The organism is Kitasatospora sp. NPDC004614 (genome assembly GCF_042873675.1).
In the GTDB taxonomy this organism is placed as follows: domain Bacteria; phylum Actinomycetota; class Actinomycetes; order Streptomycetales; family Streptomycetaceae; genus Kitasatospora.
The window spans coordinates 60377-80516 of the sequence record NZ_JBIALR010000011.1 but is presented as its reverse complement, the minus strand read 5'-3'; the positions used below and the strand labels follow the sequence as shown (position 1 = coordinate 80516).

Here is a 20140-nt window from a genome sequence, read left to right as displayed (position 1 = left end):
CCCCCGCATCCCCCGCGTCCTTCGGGACGAGACCCGAGCAGCCCGAGACGAAAGCAGCGGTGTCCAGTGAGCGACCAGAGGATGCGCGACTACCTCAACCGGGTGACCATCGACCTGCGCGACACCCGGCAGCGGCTCCGGGAGGCCGAGGCCCGCACCAGCGAGCCGATCGCGATCGTGGCGATGAGCTGCCGCTTCCCCGGCGGGGTCCGCACCCCGGAGGAGCTGTGGGAGCTGCTCGCCGAGGGCCGCGACACCAGCGCGCCCGTCCCCGGCGACCGGGGCTGGGAGCGCGCCTGGCCGTCCGGCGGCACCGTCCCCGGGCGGGGGGCGTTCCTGGACGGCGCGGCCGACTTCGACCCGGAGTTCTTCGGCATCTCGCCCCGTGAGGCGGTCGCCATGGACCCGCAGCAGCGGATGCTGCTGATGACGTCCTGGGAGGCCGTCGAGCAGGCCGGCATCGACCCGCTCACCCTGCGGGGCAGCCGCACCGGGGTGTACGCCGCGGCCATCGACCAGGGGTACGCGACGCTGGGCTCCGCCGCCGCCGAAGCCGTCCAGGGGTTCCTGATGACGGGGAACTCGATGAGCGTGATGTCCGGGCGGGTGTCCTACGCGCTCGGCCTCGAGGGCCCCGCCGTCACCGTGGACACCGCCTGCTCGTCCTCGCTGGTGGCCCTGCACCTCGCGGCGCGGGCGCTGCGGGCCGGCGAGTGCTCGCTCGCCCTCGCCGGCGGCGTCAGCGTGATGGCGCTGCCGGCGGTGTTCGTCGAGTTCAGCCGGCAGGGCGCGATGTCCCCCGACGGCCGCTGCAAGCCGTTCGCGGCGGCCGCGGACGGCACCGGCTGGGGCGAGGGCGTGGGCATGCTGCTGCTGGAGCGACTGTCGGACGCCCGCCGCAACGGCCGTACGGTGCTGGCCGTGCTGCGCGGTTCGGCGATCAACCAGGACGGCGCCAGCAACGGCCTGACGGCGCCGAACGGCCCCTCGCAGCAGCGGGTGATCCGGGCGGCGCTGGCGGACGCGGGGCTGACGGCCGCCGACGTGGACGCGGTGGAGGCGCACGGCACCGGCACCACTCTCGGCGACCCGATCGAGGCCGACGCGCTGCTGGCCACGTACGGTCAGGACCGGCCCGCCGGGCGTCCGCTGTGGCTGGGGTCGCTGAAGTCGAACATCGGGCACACCCAGGCCGCCGCCGGGGTGGCCGGGGTCATCAAGACCGTCCTCGCGCTGCGGCACGGCGTCCTGCCGCGCACCCTGCACGTGGACGCGCCCACCCCGCACGCCGACTGGTCCTCGGGCGCCGTCGAACTCCTCACCGAGGCCCGCGACTGGCCCGCCGTCGACCGGCCGCGCCGGGCCGGGGTGTCCTCGTTCGGCATGAGCGGCACCAACGCGCACGTCGTCCTCGAACAGGCACCGGAGCCGGAACCGGCCGACGCGTCGGAAGCGGCGCCCGGGACGGTGCTGCCCTGGGTGCTGTCCGGCCGTACCGCGGCCGCGCTCGGGGAGCAGGCGGCCCGGCTGCGTGCCCGGCTCGCCGCGGACGCGCCCGCACGGCCGGCCGACATCGGGTTCTCGCTGGCGACCACCCGGTCCGCCTTCGAACACCGGGCCGTGGTGATCGGCGACGGGCAGCACGCACTGCTCGACGGCCTCGCCGCCCTGTCCGGCCCGGCTCCGGCCGCGTCCGCCGACGTCGTCGCGGGCACCGGTCGGGTCGTCGAGGGCCGGACCGCCCTGGTGTTCCCCGGCCAGGGCTCCCAGTGGGACGGCATGGCCCGGGACCTGCTCGCCACCAGCCCCGCCTTCCGGGACCGCCTCGCCGCCTGCGACGCCGCCCTCTCCACCCACGTCGGGTGGTGTCTCCCCGACGTCCTGGCGGGCGCCCCCGGCGCACCCTCCCTGGAGCGGGTGGACGTGGTGCAGCCGGTGCTGTGGGCGGTGATGGTGGCACTGGCCGCGCACTGGGAGTCCTGGGGCGTCCGGCCCGACGCCGTCGTCGGACACAGCCAGGGAGAGATCGCCGCCGCCGTGGTGGCGGGAGCGCTGAGCCTGGAGGACGGGGCGAAGGTCGTCGCCCTGCGCAGCCGGGCCATCCGGGCGCTGGCCGGACTCGGCGGCATGGTCGCGGTGTCCCTGCCCGAGGACCGGGTCCGCGCCGAAATCGCCCCCTGGGCCGAGAAGCTGTCGGTGGCCGCCGTCAACGGGCCCGCCGCCGTGGTGGTCTCGGGGGAGACCGGGGCCCTGGCCGAACTGCTCGCCCACTGCGACGCACAGGGCGTACGGGCCCGGTCCGTGCCCGTGGACTACGCCTCGCACTCGGCCCAGGTCGAACGGATCAGGTCCGAGGTGCTGGCCGCACTGGCCGGCGTACGCCCGCTCCCGGCCCGGATCCCGCTGTTCTCCACCGTCACCGGCGACCGGCTCGACACCACGGCCATGGACGCCGACTACTGGTACCGCAACCTCCGCGGGACCGTCCGCTTCGACGCGGCCGTCCGCTCCCTGGTCGAGCAGGGCCACGAGGTCTTCGTCGAGGTGTCGCCGCACCCGGTGCTGACCATGGCCATCCAGGACACCGTCGAGGCCACCGGCGCCGCGGAGCAGCCCGTGGTCGTCGGCACCCTGCGCCGCGACGACGGCGGACTGCGCCGGGCCCTGCGCTCGGCCGCCGAACTGTGGGTGGCGGGCGCGGCCGTCGACTGGTCCGCGGTGTACGCCGGCACCGGCGCCCGCCCGACCGCCCTGCCCGGATACCCCTTCCAGCTGCGGCGCTACTGGCTGGAGCCGGAGGCGCTGCCCGACGCCGGACCGGCCGCCGACCCGCACGACACGGCCTTCTGGCACATGGTCGACCACGAGGCCCCGGCCGAGATCGCCGCCCACCTCGCCGTCGACGAGGACGCCCTCGCCCCCGTCCTGCCGGCCCTGCGCGGCTGGCGCAAACAGCGGCGCGACGAGAGCGTCATCGACTCCTGGCGCTACCGCATCGGCTGGCAGCCCCTGCCCGACCCGCCGGCCACAGGCCCCGCCGCCGGCCGCGCCGCAGCCGGCACCTGGCTCGTCGTCCTGCCCGCCGGACACCGCGACGACGCCCGGGTACGCGGAGCGCTGCTCGCCCTCACCGAAGCGGGCGCCACCGTCGTCACGGCCGAGCTCACCGCCGACGCCGTCCGCCGCACGGACCTCGCGGACACGCTCACCACCGCCCTCGGCGACCGCGTCCCGACCGGCGTGCTGTCGCTGCTGGCCGCCGCCGACCAGCCCCACCCCGACCACCCGGCCCTGCCCACCGGGACGGCACTCACCGTCGCCCTGGTGCAGGCCCTCGGCGACCTCGCCCTCACGGCACCCCTCTGGTGCGCCACCACCGGGGCCGTGTCCACGGGCCCGGACGACCCGGTCACCCACCCTCGCCAGGCACTGGTCTGGGGCACCGGACTGGTGGCCGCGCTCGAACTGTCCGCCCGCTGGGGCGGACTCATCGACCTGCCGCCGGACCTCGACGCCCGCGCCCGGACCCGGCTCGCCGCCGTACTGACGGCCCCCGGTGCGGACGGCGCCGGTCGCGAGGACCAGCTCGCGCTGCGCCCCACCGGCCTGCTGGCCCGCCGTCTCCGGCGCGCCCCCCGCAGCGAGGGCCGCACGGAGCACTGGAAGCCCCGCGGCACCGTCCTGCTGACCGGCGGCACCGGAGCAGTCGGCCCGCACCTCGCCCGCTGGCTGGCCCGCAGCGGCGCCACCCACCTCGTCCTCCCCGGCCGCCGCGGCCCCCAGGTACCCGGCGCGGCCGAACTCGCCGCGGAACTGGCCGCCCTCGGCGTACGACTGACCCTGCCCGTCTGCGACCTGGCGGACCGTCAGGCCGTGGCGGAACTGCTCACCGGCCTGGAGACGGCGGGCGACCCCGTCACCGCGGTCGTCCACGCGGCCGCCTTCGTCGCGCTCGCCCCCCTGGACGGCACGCCGATGTCCGCGTTCGAACAGATCGTCGCCGCCAAGGCCGCCGGTGCCGAACACCTCGACGCCCTGCTCGACCGCGAACTCGACGCCTTCGTCCTGTTCTCCTCGATCGCCGGAGTCTGGGGCAGCGGCGACCACGGCGCCTACGCCGCGGCCAACGCCTACCTCGACGCCCTGGCCCAGCACCGCCGGGCCCGCGGCCTCACCGCCACCAGCGTCGACTGGGGCATCTGGCAGGCCGAGAACCCCCACCTGGACCGCGTCGCCGGAGAGGACGCCGACCTGTTCAAACTGGAGGCGCACGGTCTGCCCCGGATCGCCCCCGACCTCGCGCTGCACGCCCTGCGCCAGGCCCTGGACGACGACGAGACCGTACTCGCCGTCGCCGACGTCGACTGGGAGCGGTTCGCCGCCGTCTTCACCTCCACCCGCCGCAGCCCGCTGCTGACCGGCGTCCCCGAAGCCCGCCGCGCCCTGGAGACCGCGACCGGCGACACGGTGGCACCCGCCGCCGCACAGCTGCGCGAACGGCTCGCCGACCTCGGCGAATCCGAGCAGCACCGCCTGCTGCTCGACCTGGTCCGCACCCACGCGGCGGCCGTCCTCGGCCATGCCGGGGTGGACGCCATCCGGCCCGGCACGGCCTTCCAGGACATGGGCTTCGCCTCGCTCACCGCGGTCGAACTCCGCAACCGGCTCAACACCGCCACCGGACTGCGGCTGCCGTCCACCCTGATCTTCGACCACCCGTCGTCCACCGCGCTCGCCCGGGAGATCCGCGCCGAACTGCTCGGCCAGCAGACCGCCGGCCCGGCCCCCGCGGACACCGCCGCGCACCCGGCCGCGCCCGACGACGAGCCGATCGCGATCGTGTCCATGGCCTGCCGCTTCCCTGGCGGCATCGGCACCCCCGAAGACCTGTGGCGCCTGCTCGCCGACGGCGGCGACGCCGTCTCGGACTTCCCCACCGACCGCGGCTGGGACCTCGAGGCCCTCTACGACCCCGACCCCGACCGCCCCGGCACCTCGACCACCCGGCGCGGCGGCTTCCTGCACGACGCCGCCGACTTCGACGCCGAGTTCTTCGGTATCTCGCCGCGCGAGGCCCTCGCCATGGACCCGCAGCAGCGGCTGCTGCTGGAGACCACCTGGGAGGCGATCGAACGCGCCGCCATCGACCCGGCCACCCTGCGCGGCAGCCGCACCGGAGTGTTCACCGGCGTCAACTACGCCGACTACGCGGCCGTCGTCGCCCAGTCCGAGGAAGGAGACGGCCATCTGCTCACCGGCAGCGCGCCCAGCGTGGTCTCCGGCCGGGTCGCCTACACCCTGGGCCTCGAAGGCCCCGCGGTGACCGTCGACACGGCCTGCTCCTCCTCCCTGGTCGCCATGCACTACGCCGGCCGTGCGCTGCGCGGCGGCGACTGCTCGCTCGCCCTGGTCGGCGGCGTCGCCGTGATGGCCACCCCCGGTGCCCTGATCAGCTTCTCCCGTCAGCGGGGACTCGCCGAGGACGGCCGCTGCAAGGCCTTCTCGGACGACGCGGACGGCATGGGCATGGGCGAAGGGGTCGGCGTCCTGCTGCTGGAGCGGCTGTCGGACGCCCGCCGCAACGGACACCCGGTACTGGCGGTGGTACGCGGCTCCGCCATCAACCAGGACGGTGCCAGCAACGGACTCTCCGCCCCCAACGGCCCCTCGCAGCAGCGGGTGATCCGGGCGGCGCTGGCGGACGCCGGGCTGACCGCGTCCGACGTGGACGTGGTGGAGGCGCACGGCACCGGCACCACCCTCGGCGACCCCATCGAAGCCCAGGCCCTGCTGGCCACCTACGGCCAGGACCGGCCCGCCGACCGGCCCCTGCTGGTCGGCTCCCTCAAGTCCAACCTCGGCCACGCCCAGGCGGCATCGGGTGTGTCGGGGGTCATCAAGACGGTGCTGTCCATGCAGCACGGGCAGGTGCCCCGCACCCTGCACGTCGGCAGGCCCTCCGGCCACGTCGACTGGACGCGCGGAGCGCTGGCCCTCGCGACCGAGCAGCAGCCCTGGCCTCTCCACGGCCGCCCCTTCCGGGCCGGAGTGTCCTCCTTCGGCCTGAGCGGCACCAACGTCCACACCATCCTCGAACACGCCCCGCTGGACGACGACGGCCCGCCGCCGGCCGAGCGCACCCCCGCCTCGGCGGTGCCCTGGCTGCTGTCGGCGAAGAGCCCGCAGGCACTGCGCGCCCAGGCCGACCGGCTGCGCCGCCACCTGGACGGCAGCCCCGGCTCCGACCCGCGCGACATCGGCTTCGCCCTGTACGGGCGCACCGCCTTCGAGTACCGGAAGGCACTGGTCGGGGACCGGGACCAGCTCCACACCCTGCTGGGCCGGATGGCCGACGACGACTCGGGAGCGTGGGACGGCGGTCGCCCGGTCGACGGTCGGGTGGCGTTGGTGTTCCCGGGTCAGGGTTCGCAGTGGGTCGGGATGGCGGTGGAGCTGCTGGCCGGGTCGGAGGTGTTCGCCGGGCGGATGGCGGAGTGTGAGCGGGCGCTGGCGCCGTATGTCGACTGGTCGTTGGCGGAGGCGCTGGGCTCGGAAGCTTTGCTGGCGCGGGTGGATGTGGTGCAGCCGGTGCTGTGGGCGGTGATGGTGTCGCTGGCGGAGGTGTGGCGTGCGTTCGGTGTCGTTCCGGACGCGGTGGTGGGCCACTCGCAGGGCGAGATCGCCGCGGCGTGTGTGGCGGGTGGTCTGAGTCTGGAGGACGGGGCGCGGGTGGTCGCGCTGCGTTCCCTGGCGATCCGCGCGCTGGCGGGCCGGGGCGGGATGGCGTCGCTGCCGCTGCCGGTGGACGTGGTGCGGGAGCGCATCGCTCCGGGCCGGTTGTCGGTGGCGGCGGTGAACGGTCCGTCGTCGACGGTGGTGTCGGGCGATGCTGACGCGGTCGCGGCGCTGGTGGAGGAGCTGGTGGGGGAGGGGGTGCGGGCGCGGTTGATCGAGGTCGATTACGCGTCGCACTCCGCGCATGTGGAGGAGGTCCGCGAGCGTCTGCTGGCCGATCTGGAGGGGATCGCTCCTGCCTCGGGTGCGGTGCCGTTCTTCTCGACGGTGACGGGTGGCTGGTTGGACACGAAGTTGCTGGACGCCGAGTACTGGTACCGGAACCTGCGGGAGACCGTCGAGTTCGGCAAGGCCACCGAGGTGCTGCTGGGGGAGGGTTTCCGGTTCTTCGTCGAGTCCAGTCCGCACGCGGTGCTGGGCGTGGCGGTGGGGGAGTCGGTGGAGGCCGCAGGTGCGGATGCCGTGGTGCTGGGGACGTTGCGTCGCGGGGAGGGCGGCCCGGCGCAGGTGCTGCGCGCGGTGGGCCGTGCGTGGGAGCGCGGGCTGGGGGTGGACTGGTCGGGGGCGTTCCCGGGGGCGCGGCGCGTCGAACTGCCGACGTACGCCTTCCAGCGCACCCGCTACTGGCCCGAGCCGGCGCCCGCCACGGCGGCCGATGTGGGTTCGGCGGGGCTCGACCCGGCCGACCACCCCATTCTCGGGGCGGCCATCGAGCTGGCCGACACGGGTGAGCTGCTGCTCAGCGGCCGGATCTCGCTGCGCACCCACCCTTGGCTCGCCGACCACGCCGTGGCCGGTGCGGTCCTGCTGCCCGGCGCGGCCTTCGCGGAACTCGCCGTACGTGCCGCGGACGAGGCCGGATGCCGCGCGGTGGAGGAACTGACGCTCCAGCAGCCGCTGTTGATATCCGCCGACACCGCCGTCCGCGTGCAAGTACGGGTCGGCGCCGCAGACGCGGACGGCAGCCGTTCGCTGGACCTGTTCTCCTGCCGGGAGGACGCGGCAACCCCGCACTGGACCGCGCACGCGACCGGCCGGCTCACCGCCGACGCCACGACCCGCGAACCGTCGCCCGCACCCGTACCGACCGACGCCGGTGCTTGGCCGCCGCCCGGCGCCGTCCCGGTCCCCGTCGATGACCTGTACGAGCGGTTCGACGCCTCCGGTTACGGCTACGGACCCGCCTTCCGCGGGCTCACCACCGCCTGGAGCCGGGGCGACGAGATCTTCACCGAGGTGCGTCTGCCCGGGGACCGGGACCGGTCCGCCTCCGCGTTCGGCGTGCACCCCGCGCTCCTGGACGCCGCCCTCCAGGGGCTGTTCCTGAGCGCCCAGCCGGAGACCGGGCCGGGCCCGGACCGGCCCTCCGCCGGACTGCCGTTCTCCTGGAGCGGGGTCAGGCTGCACGCCTCCGGAGCCACCGCGCTCAGGGTGCGGCTCGGCTTCCGGCCGGACGGATCGGTGTCGATCGACGCGACCGACCCGCACGCCCTCCCGGTCGTGTCGGTCGAGGCGCTCGCCGTCCGCCCGATCGACCTGGACGCCCTCCGCCCCGGCGGCGGCCCGGAGTCCCTCTACCGGCTGCAGTGGTCGGCGGCGCCCGCCACCGCACCCGCCGACCTCCTCGGAGGCTGGGCCGTCCTCGGTGGCCGGGAACTCTTCCCGGACAGCCATCCGGACCTGGCCGCGCTCGGTGCCGCGCTGGACGGGGGAGCGCCGTCGCCCGCCGCGGTGCTGGCCTGGTGCGACCACGCCCCGCGCCTGCAGTCCCCGCCCGACGCCGCCTCCGTGCACACCGCGCTGGACGACGCCCTGCGGCTCGTCCAGGACTGGCTCGCCGACGACCGCTTCGCCGACTCGCGCCTGGTGCTCGTCACCCGGGGCGCGGTCTCCACGGAGGCCGGTGAGGAGGTCACCGACCTCACCGCCGCTGCGGTCCGCGGCCTCGTCCGCTCCGCCCAGTCCGAGCACCCGGACCGCTTCCTGCTGATCGACACCGACGACCCGGCCGCCGTGACCGGCCTGCTGCCCCAGGCACTGGCCGGAACGGAACCCCAGCTGGCGATCCGCGCCGGACGGCTCCTCGCCGCCCGCCTCACCAGGGCCGCCGTAGCCACGGACCCGGACGCACCGTCCGGTATCGGCGCGGCCGGCGGAACCGTCCTCGTCACCGGGGCCGGCGGCGCGCTCGGCGGCCTGGTGGCCCAGCACCTCGTGACCGCGCACGGCGTACGGAACCTGCTGCTCGTCGGCAGGCGCGGCGCGGACGCCCCGGGCCTGGCCGACCTCGCCGCCGAACTGCGCGGACACGGCGCCCGGGTGGACGTGGAGGCCTGTGACGTCGCCGACCGGGACGCGCTCGCCGCCCTGCTTGCCGGCATCCCCGCCGACCGTCCGCTGAGTGCGGTCGTCCACGCGGCCGGCGTCCTGGACGACGGGACGGTCGAGTCGCTGACCCCCGACCGGATGCGCCACGTCCTGCGGCCCAAGGTCGACGCGGCCCTCAACCTGCACGCCCTCACCCGTGAGCTGCCGCTGTCGGCCTTCGTCCTCTTCTCCTCCGCGTCCGCCACGGTCGGCAACGCGGGGCAGGGCAACTACGCGGCCGCCAACGCCTTCCTCGACGCGCTCGCCCAGCACCGGCGTGCCCTGCACCTGCCCGCCCAGTCGCTCGCCTGGGGCCTGTGGGCGCAGCGCAGCACCATGACCGGCACGCTCAGCGCCACCGACCTGCGGCGGATGTCCCGGGGCGGCACCGCGGCCATCGGCAGCGAAGAGGGCCTGGCCCTGTTCGACGCGGCGCTCGCCCTGGACGAACCGCTGCTCGTCCCGGTCAAGATCGATCTCGGCCGGCTCCGGACGGCGGCCCGGACCGGGCCCGTCCCCGCCCTGCTCTCCGCGCTGGTCCCCGGGGCCGCACGCCGCCCCGCCTCCGGGGCGGACGCCGCCGAAGCGGACTCGCTGCGCCGCCGGCTGACCGACCTCACCCCGGAGGAGCGCCTCGCCACCCTGCTCGACCTGGTGCGGAGCCGGGCCGCCGACGTCCTCGGCCACGGCGGAGCGGGGGCCGTCGACCCGGACCAGGCGTTCAAGGACCTCGGCTTCGACTCGCTCACCTCCGTCGAACTCCGCAACCGGCTCGGCGCCGCCACCGGCCGCCGGCTGCCCGCGACCCTGGTCTTCGACCACCCCACCCCGGCCGCCGTCGCCGCCTATCTCGCCGGGCGCCTGGTCCCCGACGGGCCGGGCGCCACCGGGAAGGCCACCGGGACGCCGGGCCGGACGGACCGCGCGGACAACGAGATCAGCTCCCTGCTCGCCGCGATCCCACCCGCCGCCCTGCGCCGGGCGGGCCTGCTCGACGCGCTGCTGGACCTCGCCGACCGACCGGACGCACCGGAGACGCCGGCTCCCGCCGCCGACGACATCAGTGGCATGGCCGTCGACGACCTCGTCCGGATGGCCCTGGGCGGCGAACGTGACTGACCGACAGCCGCAGAAGGAGAAGCCCAACCCCATGCCCACCGACACGGACCAGGTGGTCGCCGCCCTGCGCGCCTCGCTGCTGGACAACCAGCGCCTGCGGCAGGAGAACCGGCGGCTCCGCGACGACTCCGCCGAGCCCATCGCCATCGTGGCGATGAGCTGCCGCTACCCCGGTGGCGTGCGCACCCCGGAAGACCTGTGGGACCTGCTGGTCAAGGAGCGCGACGCGGTCTCGCCGTTCCCCGCCGACCGGGGCTGGGACGTCGAGGGCGGCTTCGACGCCGACCCCGACGCCCCGGGCACCTTCTACGTCCGCGAAGGCGGCTTCCTGCACGACGCGACCGGCTTCGACGCCGGCTTCTTCGGCATCTCCCCGCGCGAGGCCCTCGCCATGGACCCGCAGCAGCGGCTGCTGCTGGAAGCGTCCTGGGAGGCGATCGAGCGCGCGGGCATCGACCCGGCGACCCTGCGCGGCAGCCGCACCGGCGTCTACACCGGAGTGATCTACAGCGAGTACGGGTCCCGCCTCGGCCGGGTGCCCGACGAAGTGGAGGGCTTCCTCGGCACCGGCACCATCCCCAGCGTCGCCTCGGGCCGGATCGCCTACACGCTGGGCCTGGAAGGCCCGGCGGTCACTCTGGACACCGCCTGCTCGTCCTCCCTGGTCGCCGTGCACCTCGCCTGCCAGGGACTGCGCTCCGGCGACACCACCCTCGCCCTGGCCGGCGGGGTGACCGTGATGTCCACCCCCGGCCTGTACGTCGGATTCAGCCGCCAGCGCGGCCTGGCACCCGACGGGCGCAGCAAGTCCTTCTCGTCCGCGGCGGACGGCGCCGGGTTCGGGGAGGGCCTGGGCCTGCTCCTGCTGGAACGGCTCTCGGACGCCCGCCGCAACGGGCACCCGGTGCTGGCCGTCATCCGCGGCTCGGCCGTCAACCAGGACGGCGCCAGCAACGGGCTGACCGCCCCGAACGGGCCCGCGCAGCAGCGCGTCATCAACGGGGCGCTCGCCCACGCCGGACTCGCCCCGTCCGAGGTGGACATGGTGGAGGCGCACGGCACCGGCACCGTCCTCGGCGACCCCATCGAGGCCCAGGCGCTGATGGCCACCTACGGGCAGGACCGGCCCGCCGGGCGGCCGCTGCGGCTGGGATCGCTGAAGTCCAACCTGTCCCACACCCAGGCCGCCGCGGGCGTCGGCGGGGTGATCAAGTCGGTGCTCGCGATCCGGCACGGCGTGATGCCGCGCACCCTGCACGTCGACCGCCCCTCGCCCCGCATCGACTGGACCGAGGGAGCCGTCTCCCTGCTCACCGAGGCCACCCCCTGGCCGGAGACGGGACGGCCGCGCCGGGCCGGGGTGTCCTCCTTCGGCGCCAGCGGGACCAACGCGCACGTCATCCTCGAACAGGCCCCGGCCGAACCGGACGACGCAACGGCCGCCACCGACAAGCCGGTTGACCAGCCTGCCGCCGTCCCCTGGATCCTGTCGGCGCGCACCCCGGAGGCGCTGCGCGCCCAGGCGACGGCGCTGCACGAACGGGTGACGGCGGAACCGGGCCTGAGCGTGCTGGACGTGGGCCGTTCGCTGCTGGCGGGCCGCTCGCGGTTCGCGGAGCGTGCGGTGGTGGTGGGGGCGGACCGGGACGAGCTGCTGGCCGGTCTCGCCGCCCTGTCGCGGGGCAAGGGCTCGGCGGCCGTGCCGGTCGGCGGCGGGCCGCTCCCCGGCCGTTCGGCGCTGGTGTTCCCGGGCCAGGGTTCGCAGTGGGTCGGAATGGCTGTCGAGCTGCTGGGCGAGTCGGAGGTGTTCGCCGGGCGGATGGCCGAGTGCGAGCGGGCTCTGGCGCCTTACGTGGACTGGTCGTTGGCGGAGGCGCTGGGTTCGGAGTCCCTGCTGGCGCGGGTGGATGTGGTGCAGCCGGTGCTGTGGGCGGTGATGGTGTCGCTCGCGGAGGTGTGGCGCGCGTTCGGCGTCGTTCCGGACGCCGTGGTCGGCCACTCGCAGGGTGAGATCGCGGCCGCCGTGGTGGCGGGTGGTCTGAGTCTGGAGGACGGGGCGCGGGTGGTCGCGCTGCGTTCCCGCGCGGTGGGGACGCTGGCGGGCCGGGGCGGTATGGCCTCGGTGCCCCTGCCGGTGGACGTGGTGCGCGAGCGCATCGCGGGCCGGCTGTCGGTGGCCGCGGTCAACGGCCCGTCGTCGACAGCGGTGTCGGGCGACGCGGACGCGGTCACCGCGCTGGTGGAGGAGCTCCTGGAAGAAGGGGTGTGGGCGACTCGGATCGAAGCCGACTACGCGTCGCACTCCGCACACGTGGAGGAGATCCGCGAGCGCCTGCTCGCCGACCTGGACGGCATCGTGCCGCTGTCCGGCGCGGTGCCGTACTACTCCAGCGTGACCGGCGGCCTGCTGGACACCAAGGCCCTGGACGCCGAGTACTGGTACCGCAACCTCCGGCAGACCGTCGAGTTCGAGCAGGCCACCCGCGCGCTCCTCGCGGCCGGCCACCGCGTCTTCATCGAGTCCAGCCCCCAGCCGGCCCTGATGTACGGGATCGAGGACACGGCCGCCGACGAGGGCGCCCCGGAGACGGTGGTGCTCGACACCCTGCGGCGCGGAGCCGGAGGGCTCCGCCGGCTCCAGCTCGCCCTCGCCGGGGCACACGTCCGGGGCCTGCGCGTCGACTGGGAACGGCTGTTCGCGGGAACCGGCGCCCAGCGGGTGGACCTGCCCACCTACGCCTTCCAGCGCCGCCGCTACTGGCTCGACGCCCTGCCGGCCGACCGGGACCAGGCGGCCACCGGCCAATCCGCCGCGGACCACCCGCTGCTCGGCGCCGCGATCGAACTGCCCGACGACGCGGGCACCCTCTTCACCGGCCGGCTCTCTCCGGCCACCCACCCCTGGCTCGTCGACCACGCCGTGGCCGGAGCCGTCATCCTGCCCGGCGCGGCCCTCGTGGAGCTGGCCGCGTACGCGGGCCGCCACCACGGCTGCGCCCTCGTGGAGGAACTGACCCTCGCCGCCCCGCTGCTGCTGCCCGACGACCACGCCGTACAACTGCGCGTACGAGTGGGTGCCGAAGACGGCACGGGCCGGCGCCCGGTGGAGTTCCACTCCCGGCCCGAGGCCGCCCCCGGCGCCGCCGACCGGCCCTGGACCCGGCACGCGACCGGCACGGTCGGTCCCCGGGACTCCTCGGCCGATCCGGACGACATGGTCGGACCGGCCGGCGCGTGGCCCCCGCCCGGCGCGGTCCCGCTGGACGTGGAGGAGCTGTACGGGCTGCTCGAGGCCCGTGGCGTCGCCTACGGCCCGGCGTTCCGGGGCCTGCGCGCCGCCTGGCGCACCGCGGACGCGATCCACGCCGAAGTGGCCCGGCCCGACGGCCTCCCCGGCACCGGGGCGGACGGCTTCGGCGTGCACCCGGCGCTCCTGGACGCGGCCCTCCAAACGACCGGTCTGCGCGAAGGCGCCGCGACCGCGGAGCCCGCCGACGGCGTCCCCCTGCCGTTCTCCTGGCAGCGCGTCGCGATCGAAGCCTCCGACGCGCCGGTCCTGCGTGTCCGGCTGCGCCCCGACGGCCCCGACGCCGTCACCGCGCGGATCACCGATCCCTCGGGGCGCACCGTGGCGACGGTCGGCTCGCTCACCCTGCGGACGGCGTCCACCGCCGCGCTGCGGGCGTCCTCCGGCTCCGTCTTCCACGTCGGCTGGACGCCGGTCACCGCCGGGCCCGGTCCGCGCCCGGTCACCCGCTGGGGCCTCCTCGGCCCGCGGGACGAGCGGCTGCTGCCGGACGCCTTCCCCGTCGAACCCCGGTCCGCGACACCCGACGCGGTGCTGCTGACCTGCCCGCCGTCCGTCGACGCCCCCGCCTTGGACGCGGACCCCGCGGCGGTGCACGCGGTCGCGGCCGGGGTGCTGGACCGCGTGCAGGCCCACCTGGCCGACGACAGCACCGCCCGGACGCCCCTGGTGGTGCTCACCCGGGGAGCGACCGGCCCGCTCGGCGCGCGGCCGGCGGACCCCGGCGCGGCGGCCGTCTGGGGCATGCTCAGGGCCGCTCAGCTCGAACACCCCGACCGGTTCGTGCTGCTGGACACCGAAGGGCCGGACCAGGACGGTCTCGGCAACGCGCTCGCCGACCTCCTCGCCACGGGCGAACCGCAGGCGGCGCTGCGCGGCGGCGTCTTGTACGCCCCGCGACTGGTACGGCCCACGGCCTCCGCCCCCGCCTCCGTCCCCGCCCCCGCGATCCGGTCGGCCGGCGCGTTCGGGCCGTCCGAGGGGACGGTGCTGCTGAGCGGCGGTGGCGCCCTCGCGGCCGTCCTGGCGCGGCACCTGGTCGCCGCGCACGGGGTACGCCACCTCCTCGTGCTGAGCCGCCGCGGCGCCGACGCCCCCGGCCTGCCGGAGCTGGCGGCGGAGCTGGCCGGGGCCGGAGCCGAGGTGACCGCCCTCGCCTGCGACGTGTCCGACCGCCGGGCCCTGGCCGCCGCCCTGGCCGCCATCCCCGAGAGCCGTCCGCTGTGCGCCGTCGTGCACACCGCCGGAGTGCTCGACGACGGCCTGCTGGACGGGCTGACGGCGGAGCGGATGGCCGCCGTCCTGCGGCCCAAGTTCGATGCCGCCCGCCACCTCGACCAGCTGACGCGCGGAGCGGACCTCGCCGCGTTCGTCGTCTTCTCCTCCGCTGCCAGCGTGCTGGGCAGCCCCGGCCAGGCGTCCTACTCGGCCGCCAACGCCGCACTCGACGCGCTCGTCGCGGAACGCCGACGGCTCGGGCTCCCCGGCCTGTCCCTGGCCTGGGGGCCCTGGGAGCGGGTGAGCGGGATGACGGCGGAACTCGCCGGCCCCGACCGGCGGCGGATCGACCGGCGCGGCGCCCGCGGCCTCTCCGACGAGGAGGCCATGGCCCTGCTGGACACCGTGTGCGCCGCGGACGCCGCCCCGCCGGGAGACGGGAGCCCCGTCGTCCTGGCCCACCTCGACCTCACCGTGAGCGGCGACGGCCCGGTCCACCCGATGCTGCGCTCCCTGGTCCGGCGCGGCCCGGCCGCGACGACCGGGGCGAAGGCGGCGCCGAGCGCCACCGCGGCGCTGCGGCACCGGCTCGACACCGCCGCCGACGCGCGCGAACGCGAGCTGATCCTGCGTGAACTCGTCCTCACCGAGGCCGCCGAAGTCCTCGGCCACACCGACTCGGGGGCACTGTCCGCGACGGCGCCCTTCCTCTCCGTCGGCTTCGACTCGCTGACCGCGGTCGAACTCCGCAACCGGCTGGCCGCCGCCACCGGAGTGCGGTTGCGGCCCTCCGCCGTCTTCGACAGCGGAACCCCCGCCGCGCTCGCGGCACGCCTCGCCGCCGAGGCCCGGACGGAAGACACCCCCCGGCCCGAAGCGGCACCCGTGGTCGATGCCGTTGACACCGACACCGACCCGGCGAGCGTGCTGTTCCGCCGGGCCTGCGCACTCGGCCGGGTCGACGAGGGCATCGCGCTGCTCAAGAACGCCTCCGCCCTGCGCCCGGCCTTCCACAGCGGCAGCGACCTCGCGGCCGCCGGCGCCGGCCCGCGGCTGCTGCACTTGAACGAGCGCGCCGACGCCCCCGTACTCGTCTGCTTCGGCTCCATCGTCGCCCTCGGCGGCGCCCACCAGTACGCCCGCTTCGCCTCCCGCTTCCGGGACCGCTACGCCGTCGCCGCCCTGGACGCCCCCGGGTTCACCCCCGAGGAGGAACTGCCCGCCGACATGTCGGCCCTGCTGGACTTCCAGGCGACGACCCTGCTCCGGGAACTGCCCGGACGGACGCTCGTCCTGGCCGGCTCCTCCTCCGGCGGCACGCTCGCCCACGGAGTGGCCACCGAGCTGGAGCGGCGCGGCGCGGGCCCGGCGGCCGTGGTGCTGCTGGACACCTACCTCTCCGACAACCGGGGCATCACGCAGTTCAACGACGTCCTGCTGGGCGGCATGTTCGCCCGCGAGGAGCGGGCCGCCCCGATGGACGGGACCCGGCTGACCGCGATGGGCGGCTACTTCCGGCTGCTCGACGACTGGAAGCCCCCGGCGGTCCGCGCCCCGCTGCTGCTGGTCCGCGCCTCCACCCCGCTCGGCAGCCCGTCCGCCGACGCCGGTGAGTGGCGCGCGTCCTGGGAAGGCGCCGACGCCGTCGTCGACGTTCCCGGAGACCACTTCTCGCTCATGGAGCAGCACGTCGCGACCACCGGCGACGCCGTCGCCGACTGGCTCGACGCGACCCTGCGCACCCCCGACACCTTCCGTACCCCCGACGGCCAGTGAGAACGAAGGAGAACCCGTTGACCACCGCCCCCTATGACGATTCCCCCCCGCGGCACGCCCTCACGGTGCTGGGAGCCGGGGTGATGGGCGTCGGAATCACCGTCCTCGCCCTCGGGCACGGCCTGCCGGTCCACCTGGTCGACGTCGACCGGGAACGGCTCGACCGGGCCGCGGACCTGATCGGCGGCGAACTCCGGCTGGCCGAGCTGATGGGCGCACTGCCCGCCGGGACGCCCCTCGGCACCCTGGCCACCGGCACCTCGCTCAAGGCCGCCGCCGGAGCCACCGCCGTCATCGAGGCGGTCACCGAGAACGCCGCGATCAAGGCCGCCGTTCTGTCCGAGGTCTCCGGACTGGTCCGGCCCGGAACCCTGCTGATCACCAACACCTCCTCCATCCCCGTCGACGAACTGGCCGGGGCCCTGGAGCGGCCGGAGGAACTGGTCGGCACCCACTTCATGAACCCGCCCTACCTGATCGGAACCGCCGAAGTGGTCCGCGGCGCCAGGACCGGGGACTCCGCGATGGCCGCCGTGGCGGCCCTGCTCACGGCACTGCGGCGGAAGGCGGTGGTCGTCCGGGACGCGCCCGGCTTCGTGACCAGCCGCATCCTGCACCCGATGATCAACGACGCGGCCCGGGTCGTGCAGGAGGGCACGGCGACCGCCGAGGACGTCGACGCCCTGATGCAGGGCTGCCTGGGACACCCCACCGGCCCGCTGCGCACCGCGGACCTGATCGGCATCGACAACCTCGTCGACTCCCTCACCGTGCTCCACGAACGCACCGGCGACGACGGCTGCCGCCCCACCGAACTGCTGCTCCGGCTGGTCCGCGAGGGCCGGCTGGGCCGCAAGTCCGGGCGCGGCTTCTACGACTACACCTGATCACCCCGACCGCACCTGATCACCCCGGATCACCCCGGACCACCCCGAAAAGGAGACGGCCATGAGCACGACGAACACGCCCGACATCCACGCCCTGGAGAAGGAACTGCTGGAGTTCCTGGAAGGACGCACCGGAACCGCCTGGGACGCCGACACCGACCTGTTCGACGCCGGTGGGCTGTCGTCCCTCTTCGCCATGCAGGTGGTGGTGCACCTGGAGAAGACCTACGCCATAGCCGTCCGCGGCGCGGACCTGCGGCTGGACAACTTCCGCACCGTGCGGCGGATGGCCGAGCTGGTGGCCCGGCTCCAGGAGCCCGCCGTCGGGGGCCAGCATGGGTGAGGACCTGAGCGGCGCCATGACCGCCGTCACCCTGCGGGTCGGCGACCTGGCGGGGGAGTGGGACCGGACCGGCCTCATCCCGCGGGACCTGCTCCGCGAGCTGGGTGCCGAGGGCCGGCTGTGCGCCGAAGTCCCGTCGCAGTACGGCGGCTGGGGGCTCAGCAGCACGCACAGCGGCGCGTACACCGCCCACGTGGGCGGCCTGTGCAGCTCGCTGCGCAGCGTGATGACCTCCCAGGGCATGGCGGCGTGGACCATCCAGCGCCTGGGCACCGCCGAGCAGTCGGCCGTTTACCTCCCCCGGCTGACCGGCGGCGAGCTGGCGGCGGTCGGCTTCAGCGAGCCCGGCGCCGGCAGCGACCTCTCGGCGATGACGACGACCGTCCGCCGCGACGGCGACACGGTCGTCGTCGACGGACACAAGAAATGGGTGACCGCCGCCCACTACGCCGACCTGCTGGTCATCGTCGGCCGCTACGAGGACGGCGCGGTGGCCGTCGTGGTGCCCGCCGACGCGCCCGGCGTCCGGATCGAGCGGATCGCCGACCCGCTCGGCTGCCGCGCGGCCGGACACGCCGACGTGCACCTCGACGGGGTGCGGCTGCCCGCCGACAGCGTCCTGGGCGGTCACGGACTGCCGCCGGCCCTGCTGGTGACGACGGCGCTGGCCTACGGGCGGATGTCCGTCGCCTGGGGGTGCGTGGGCATCCTGCGGGCCTGTCTGGAGGCGGCCACCTCGCACGCCGCCGGACGGGAGCAGTTCGGCAAACCGCTCGCGGAGCACCAGCTCGTCGCCGGACACCTCGCCGACCTCTACACGGCCGAGCAGGTGGCCACCCGGGTCTGCGAGCACGCCAGCCGCTGCTGGGACGAAGGGTCGCCGGACCAGGTGGTGGCGACCGTGCTGGCCAAGCACGTCAGCGCGACCCAGGCCGCTCAGGCCGCGGCGACGGCTGTCCAGGTACTGGCCTCGGCCGGCTCCCGGGACGGGCACACGGTGGCCCGGGCGTACCGGGACGCCAAGATGATGGAGATCATCGAGGGCAGCAACGAGCTGTGCCGGCTGATGCTGGCGCAGCACGCCCTCTCCGCTACGGGGGCACTGTGAGCGGTCCCGCGGCCGAGGAGACGAGGAAGGACGACATGGCTGAGACCGTCAAGTGCCTGGTCTGGGACCTGGACGGCACCCTCTGGCAGGGCACCCTGCTGGAGGACGGCGAGGTGCACCTGCCGGACGAGGTGCGCAAGGTGGTGATCGAGCTCGACTCCCGCGGCATCCTGCAGTCCGTCGCCAGCCGCAACGACCACGAGCACGCCTGGGCCCGGCTGGAGGCGTTCGGCCTGGCCGAGTACTTCGTCCTGCCGGAGATCGGGTGGGGCGCCAAGTCCGAGTCGGTGCGCCGGATCGCCGACCGGCTGAACTTCGCGCACACGACCATCGCCTTCGTCGACGACCGGCCCGCCGAACGCGCCGAAGTGGCCTTCCACCTGCCCGACGTCCGCTGCTACCCGGCCGAGCAGGTCCTCGACCTCCCCGAACTCGCCGAGTTCACCCCCGCGACCAGCACCGTCGACTCCCGGCGGCGGCGCCAGATGTACCAGGCGGGCTTCCGCCGCGAGGCCGAGCGGGCGGCCGCCCCCGGCCCCGACGAGGAGTTCCTGCGCTCCCTGGACCTGCGGATGCGCATCGGCCGGGCCACCGGCGAGGAACTGTCCCGGGTCGAGGAACTCACCCTGCGCACCAGCCAGATGAACGCGACCGGGGTCCACTACCCGGACGCGGTGCTGCGCGGCCTGATCACCGACCCCCGGCACGAGGTCCTGGTGGTCACCCTCACCGACCGGTTCGGCCCGCACGGCGCGGTCGGCGTCCTGCTGCTGGAGCGGCACCCGGGCCTGTGGCACCTCAAGCTGCTCGCCACCTCCTGCCGGGTCGTCGCCTACGGCGCCGGCGCGACCCTGCTGAACTGGCTGGCCGACGCCGCCGCCCGGGCCGGGGTCCACCTGGTCGCGGACTTCCGGGCGACCGAACGCAACCGGATGATGGAGATCGCCTACCGGTTCGCGGGCTTCGAGGGCCTGGACGAAGCCCCGTGCCCGTGCGCCGACGTCCTCGCACCGGCCCCGGAGGACACCGGACTCCAGCGCCTGCACCTGGTCCCCGGCCCGCGCGTGGTGTCCACCGTCATCAGCGTGGACGCACCCGACCTGACCACGCCGGAAGGGGGCCCGGGAACACCGTGACGGCCGCGGGGTGCCGGGCGCCCCCGGGCGCCCGGCCCCCCCCCCCGGCGGGTGTCCGGGGGGGGGGAGGGGGGTTCCGCCGGG

6 protein-coding genes are annotated in these 20140 nt (G+C 75.6%); all 6 read left to right on the top strand.

The genetic code is table 11. From position 1 onward, the window contains the following. The first annotated feature begins 81 nt into the window (after positions 1 to 81). Positions 82 to 10281 carry a type I polyketide synthase gene (locus ACFYST_RS22645; RefSeq protein ID WP_387865127.1) on the top strand — a complete coding sequence of 3400 codons (10200 nt, stop codon included), beginning with the start codon at positions 82 to 84 and terminating at the stop codon, positions 10279 to 10281. A gap of 31 nt (positions 10282 to 10312) precedes the next feature. After that, positions 10313 to 16582, top strand: coding sequence for a type I polyketide synthase (locus tag ACFYST_RS22640; RefSeq protein WP_387864896.1), 6270 nt, complete (start codon positions 10313 to 10315; stop codon positions 16580 to 16582). Positions 16583 to 16599: 17 nt separating this feature from the next. Then, on the top strand, positions 16600 to 17469 hold the full coding sequence (locus ACFYST_RS22635; protein WP_387864894.1) for a 3-hydroxyacyl-CoA dehydrogenase family protein: 870 nt from the start codon (positions 16600 to 16602) through the stop codon (positions 17467 to 17469). A gap of 61 nt (positions 17470 to 17530) precedes the next feature. Continuing rightward, the gene (locus ACFYST_RS22630; RefSeq protein WP_387641610.1) at positions 17531 to 17812 is read left to right on the top strand and encodes an acyl carrier protein; all 282 of its coding nucleotides are present in this window, start codon (positions 17531 to 17533) and stop codon (positions 17810 to 17812) included. Further along, positions 17805 to 18920, top strand: a complete 1116-nt coding sequence (locus tag ACFYST_RS22625) for an acyl-CoA dehydrogenase family protein (RefSeq protein ID WP_387864892.1) — start codon at positions 17805 to 17807, stop codon at positions 18918 to 18920. Before ACFYST_RS22630 ends, ACFYST_RS22625 begins: the two co-directional genes overlap by 8 nt. A 35-nt stretch (positions 18921 to 18955) precedes the next feature. Beyond that, positions 18956 to 20056, top strand: a complete 1101-nt coding sequence (locus ACFYST_RS22620; RefSeq protein WP_387641615.1) for an HAD-IIIC family phosphatase — start codon at positions 18956 to 18958, stop codon at positions 20054 to 20056. Positions 20057 to 20140 lie beyond the last annotated feature (84 nt).